Annotated in this window: 5 protein-coding genes; all 5 read left to right on the top strand. The window is 37.8% G+C overall.

Going from position 1 to position 5,679, the window contains the following annotated elements:
• The coding region (gene ftsZ, locus RQ907_RS07075; protein ID WP_311492676.1) for a cell division protein FtsZ at window positions 1-868 on the top strand (868 nt) is incomplete at its 5' end.
• Between the two features lies 1 nt (window position 869).
• A complete protein-coding gene (gene nrdR, locus RQ907_RS07070; protein ID WP_311492675.1) occupies window positions 870-1,337 on the top strand; it encodes a transcriptional regulator NrdR in 468 nt (155 codons plus the stop codon).
• Window positions 1,338-1,362: 25 nt separating this feature from the next.
• Window positions 1,363-2,682 carry a replication-associated recombination protein A gene (locus RQ907_RS07065; protein ID WP_311492674.1) on the top strand — a complete coding sequence of 440 codons (1,320 nt, stop codon included), beginning with the start codon at window positions 1,363-1,365 and terminating at the stop codon, window positions 2,680-2,682.
• A complete protein-coding gene (gene asnS, locus RQ907_RS07060) occupies window positions 2,672-4,060 on the top strand; it encodes an asparagine--tRNA ligase (RefSeq protein ID WP_311492673.1) in 1,389 nt (462 codons plus the stop codon). The genes RQ907_RS07065 and asnS overlap by 11 nt, the downstream gene beginning before the upstream one ends.
• A gap of 8 nt (window positions 4,061-4,068) precedes the next feature.
• Window positions 4,069-5,679 (top strand): leucine--tRNA ligase (gene leuS, locus RQ907_RS07055; RefSeq protein ID WP_311492672.1); only part of this gene is annotated, 1,611 nt, incomplete at its 3' end.

Genomic DNA, 5,679 nt, shown 5'->3' with positions numbered 1-5,679 from the left:
CCCAAGTGTAGGAGAAAAGGCAGCAGAAGAATCTAAGGGTGAAATTGCAGAAGCTATAAAGGGCGCAGACATGGTATTTATCACAGCCGGAATGGGTGGTGGTACAGGTACAGGTGCAGCTCCAGTTGTAGCCCAAGTTGCTAAAGAAATGGGCATCCTAACTGTAGGTGTAGTTACAAAACCATTTACCTTTGAGGGTAGAAAAAGAGCAACCCAAGCAGAAGCTGGTATAGAAAAACTTAAGGAAAATGTTGATACCCTAATTACAATTCCAAATGATAGACTACTACAAATCGTAGAAAAGAGAACATCTATGGTTGAAGCCTTCCAAATGGCTGACCAAGTTTTAATGGATGCTGTAAGTGGTATTTCAGAATTAATCGCAGTTCCAAATGTAATCAACTTAGACTTTGCAGACGTTGAATCAATTATGAGCGACCAAGGTATAGCTCATATGGGTATAGGCAGAGCAAGTGGTGAAAATAGGGCTGTTGATGCTGCTAAGGCTGCAGTAAATTCTCCACTTCTTGAAACAAGTATAGACGGAGCTAACGCTGTTCTTCTTAACGTAACAGCTGCAGAAGTTGGTCTAATGGAAGCAAACGAAGCTGCTGAATTAATTAGAGAAGCAATTGACTCTGACGCAAACATCATCTTCGGTGTTGGCCAAGATGAATCCCTAGGAGAAGAAATCAAGATAACTGTTATAGCAACAGGTTTTGATGAAAACTCTAGGTCAAGAAGAGCTGACAGAAACAATGGCAGAGCAGATGAATTAAGAGCTCCACAAAGAAATACTCAAGCAAAACCACAAAGAAAATCATCAAATCCTTTTGATGATATAGATCTTCCAGACTTCTTAAAATAATATGAGATGTCCCTATTGCAATTCGACAAATACTAGAGTAGTTGATTCTAGGTCTACTGATGATGACAGGGCCATCCGCAGGAGAAGACTTTGCGAAGATTGTGACAAGAGATTTTCTACCTATGAGAGGTATGAAGATTCCACAGTCATGATAGTAAAAAAAGACAATACAAGAGAGGCCTTTGACCCAAGAAAGGTCATATCTGGTATAGTAAAATCTTGTCAAAAACGTCCAGTATCAATGGATCAGATAGAAGAAGTAGCAAAAAACATCGAAACAAAAGTCAACCACACTGGTAAAAAAGAAGTGACTTCAACATATATAGGCGAGCTTGTCATGGATGAGCTAAAAGACCTAGATTCTGTAGCCTATGTCAGATTTGCTTCTGTATATAGGGAATTTAAGGATTTGGAGTCCTTCTATGAGGAGATTATAAATTTAAAAGATGATAAAGGTGCTAACTCTTAGCATCTTTTTTCTTTAAGGAAGAAGTATGGATTTATTTGAACTAAATAGAAAAATTGAAATGGAAAAATCTGCTCCCTTGGCCGACAGGTTAAGGCCCAAAACCCTAGATGCTTACATAGGTCAAGACCATTTGGTAGGCGAAGGTAAAATTATAAGAAGGATGATCAAGGCCGATAGGATTTATTCGATGATTTTTTATGGGCCACCAGGAGTAGGCAAAACCACTCTTGCAAAGATTATCTCAAATTCTACCCATATGGCTTTTGAAGAAGTCTCTGCTGTGGCAAGTGGGATAGGCGACCTTAAGGAAAAAATTCAAATCGCCAAGGATAACCTAGCCTACGAAAACAAGAAAACTATTTTATTCATTGATGAAATCCATAGGTTTAATAAAAGCCAGCAGGATTACCTACTACCCTTTGTGGAGGATGCTACAATTATTTTGATTGGAGCAACAACAGAAAATCCCTACTTCGAAGTCAACAAGGCTTTGATTTCGAGGATGTATGTTTTTGAATTAAAAGAACTTACAGATAAAAATCTTAGTGATTTAATAGACCTTGCTTTAAATACGGATGAGCTTTTGAAAAATAAAAATATCATCCTAGATGAAAAAGCAAGACAAAAGTTAATAAAATATTCAAATGGGGATTCGAGGGCCCTTTTAAATGCCTTAGAAATCGCCATATTTTCAGAAAATGAAAAAGACGGTAGAATAGAAATAGATTCTGAAACTATAGAAAATTCTACAACTCAAAAAATTGCTGTTTATGATAAGAATGGCGACAGGCACTATGACACTATATCAGCCTTTATCAAGTCAATGAGGGTGTCGGATATAGATGCTAGTTTATATTACCTAGCTAAGATGCTTCTTTCTGGTGAGGATATCAAATTTATAGCAAGAAGGATGATAATTTTTGCTGCAGAGGATATATCAAATGCAGATCCCTTTGCCCTAGTTTTAGCAAATTCAACCTTTGATGCAGTAAACAAGATAGGTATGCCAGAAGCAAGGATAATACTAGCCCAAACAGTAACTTATTTAGCGGCAGCTGTAAAGTCTAATACGACTTATTTGGCTATAGATAAGGCACTTGATTTTGTAAGGACCAACCAGGATAAAACAGTTCCAAATAAACTAAAAGATAGCCACTATGCAGGAAGTAAGAATTTAATCAAGGAAGAATACTTATATCCCCACGACCATGGTGGCTATGTAAATACCAACTACCTGCCAGATGATTTTGCTGGTGAAAGATTTTATCAGGCAAAATATTTAGGTTATGAAAAAGAAATGATTGAAAGATTAGAAAAAATAAAGGAAGGCAAAAATGAAGATTAGACAATTGATGAGAGAAGCTGATAGCTTTGTTGACAAGGAAGTAAAAATCGAAGGTTGGATAAGAAACTCTAGATTTAGTAAAAACGTAGGCTTTATTGACCTAAACGATGGTTCTACTTTTAAGAATCTCCAAGTTGTTGTAGAAAAAAATATTGAAAATTACGATGAACTTGACAAGCAAAACCTATCTGCAAGTCTAAGTGTAGAAGGAAAATTTGTCGCTACAGGCAATAACAAAAACCCTTACGAAATCCACGCTGAAAAGGTGACAGTCATAGGCGAATCATCAGAAAAATTCCCTATCCAAAAACAAAGACAAACCTTTGAATTTATGAGAACTATTCCTCACCTAAGACCAAGAACAAATACCTACAGGGCAGTATTTAGACTCCGTTCTATCCTAGCCTTTGGTCTTCACAAGTTCTTCCAAGAAAGAGACTTCGTTTATGTAAACCCACCAATTATCACAGCAAGCGATGCTGAAGGTGCTGGTGAAATGTTTAACGTAACAACAATTGACCCTAACGACCCACCAAGAAGAGAAGATGGAAAAGTCGATTATACCAAAGATTTCTTTAGCAAAAAATCTTATATGACTGTATCTGGACAACTTGAAGCAGAAGACTATGCCCTAGCTTTTGGTAATGTTTATACTTTCGGACCTACCTTTAGGGCAGAAGTTTCAAACACTCCAAGACACGCCGCAGAATTCTGGATGCTAGAGCCAGAAATGGCCTTTGCAGACTATAATGTTTGCATGGATACAGCAGAAGCTATGATTAAATATGCCATTGACTATATCCTAGAAAATGCCAAAGATGAAATGGAATTTTTCAACCAATGGATTGACAAGGGCCTAATCGAAAGATTAACCAAACTACGCAATTCAGAATTTGCTAGAATTACCTATACAAAGGCAATTGAATTATTAAAAGAATCTGGAGAAAAATTCGAATTCCCAGTTGAATGGGGTATGGATTTACAAACTGAACACGAAAGATATTTATCAGAAAAAATCGTAGATGGACCAGTTTTCGTAACTGATTATCCAAAAGACATCAAGGCCTTCTATATGAAGAGAAATGACGATGGAAAAACTGTTGCAGCCTTTGATATGCTTGTGCCAGGTGTTGGTGAATTAATCGGTGGTTCCCAAAGGGAAGAAAGATATGATGAACTCGTTAAATCTATGGAAGACAATGGTCTAAAGCCAGAAGAATACCAAAATTACCTTGACCTTAGAAGGTTTGGTACAGTTGTCCACTCAGGATACGGTCTAGGTTTTGAAAGAGCTATGATGTATGTAACAGGTATGAAAAACATCAGAGACGTAATAGCTTATCCTAGGTATGTAAACGCCTTTGCCAACCAAAAATAGGAGGAATGATGAAAGAATATAATCCAAATGCCATTGAGAAAAAATGGCAAAAAATATGGAAAGATGAAAAAACTTTTAAGTCTGAATTAGACCCTAATAAAAAGAAATTTTACCCACTAGTAGAATTTCCTTACCCATCTGGCCAAGGTCTTCACGTTGGCCACCCTCGTCCATATACAGCTATAGATGTTGTGGCCCGTAAGAGAAGATTTGAAGGTGAGAATGTAATGTACACCATGGGTTGGGATGCCTTTGGTCTTCCTGCAGAAAACTATGCCATAGCAAATAAAATTCACCCTGCAATTATTACAGAAAAAAATATTGACCACTTTAGGGGCCAAATGGAATCTATTGGTTTTTCCTTCGATTGGGATAGGGAAATAAATACTACTGATCCAGATTATTACAAGTGGACCCAATGGATTTTCCTACAAATGTATAAGAAAGGTCTTGCCTATAAGTCTGAAACATCAGTAAACTGGTGCCCTTCTTGTCTTGTTGGTCTTGCTAACGAAGAAGTTGTAGACGGCAAGTGCGAAAGATGTGGGGCAGAGGTTGAGCATAAGCTTAAAAACCAATGGATGCTAAAAATCACTGCCTATGCTGATAGGCTAATTGACGACCTTGCTGACGTTGACTTTGAAGATAGGATTAAGACTAGTCAGATAAATTGGATAGGCAGAAGCCATGGGGCAGATGTTAATTTCAAAATCAAGGGCAAGGAAGAAAAACTTACAGTTTATACAACCAGACCTGATACTATTTTTGGTGTATCCTACATGGTTGTTTCTCCAGAACACCCAATCCTTAAAAAATATAAGGACGAAATTAAAAACTATGATGCTATTGTTGACTACCAACACCAAGCCAGCCTAAAATCTGATTTTGAAAGGTCAGAATTAAACAAGGATAAAACTGGAGTCATGATAGAAGGCCTATCTGCCATCAACCCTCTAAATGAAAAAGAAATTCCAATATGGGTTTCTGACTATGTATTAATGGGTTATGGTACAGGGGCAATCATGGCAGTGCCAGCCCACGACGAACGTGACTTTGAATTTGCTAAGAAATTTGATATGCCAATCATCCCTGTTTATGATTCAGAAGAAGAACTTCCAGTAACAGACATTGAAAAAGGAACTTCTATTAATTCTGAGTTCCTAAATGGTCTTTCAGCAAGCGAAGCAAAGAAAAAAGCCATAGCCTATATCGAAGAAAAAGGTCTTGGTAAGGCAAAAACCAACTTCAAACTCCGTGACTGGGTATTTTCTAGACAAAGATACTGGGGCGAACCAATCCCAATGGTTTATTGCGAAGACTGCGGTTGGGTGCCAGTAGATGAAAAAGATTTGCCAGTAAAATTACCTGAAATCGAGTCTTACACCCCAACAGCCACAGGTGAATCTCCACTTGCAAAGATTGACGAATTTGTAAACACAACCTGTCCTCACTGCGGCAAGCCAGCCAAAAGAGAGACAGATACCATGCCACAATGGGCAGGATCTTCTTGGTACTACCTAAGATATGTAGATCCACATAACAAGGAAGCTCTTGCAAGCAAGGAAGCTCTTGATTATTACACACCTGTTGATTGGTACAACGGAGGAATGGAACATACT

This window comes from uncultured Anaerococcus sp. (genome assembly GCF_963510575.1).
Classification (GTDB): domain Bacteria; phylum Bacillota; class Clostridia; order Tissierellales; family Peptoniphilaceae; genus Anaerococcus.
The sequence above is the reverse complement of the archived record's forward strand: the minus strand, read 5'-3'. Positions and strand labels throughout refer to the sequence as shown.